Consider the following 347-nt stretch of genomic DNA (forward strand, 5'->3'; position numbering starts at 1 on the left):
TCCGGATGCGTCGCCACCTCGATCGCCTTCATCCCCATCCGCTCGATCGCGTGCAGCATCGCGTAGAACGTCGGCGATTCCACCGCGATCGTGTCGCCCGGCTTCGCGACGGCCTGCAGGCACAGGTTGATCGCCTCCGTCGCGCCGACCGTCACGATGATCTCGTTCGGGTCCACCGACATCCCGTTTTCCAGGTAGCGTCGCGCGATCTGCCGGATCAGCCGCGGATGCCCCGGCGGCAACCCGTCCGTCACGCCCCACAGCGACTTGTCGCGGCCGGCCGCATACGCGTAGCGGTTCAGCTTCTCGAACGGGAACAGGCTCGGGTCCGGATACGGCGAGCCGAG

General features: G+C 67.7%; 1 protein-coding gene. It reads right to left on the reverse strand.

Going from position 1 to position 347, the window contains the following annotated elements:
* Positions 1 to 347: aminotransferase class I/II-fold pyridoxal phosphate-dependent enzyme (locus HWX39_RS35875; RefSeq protein ID WP_175972161.1), on the reverse strand; the 347-nt coding region annotated here is incomplete at both ends.

This window comes from Burkholderia sp. BCC0322 (genome assembly GCF_902833045.1).
Lineage (GTDB): Bacteria > Pseudomonadota > Gammaproteobacteria > Burkholderiales > Burkholderiaceae > Burkholderia.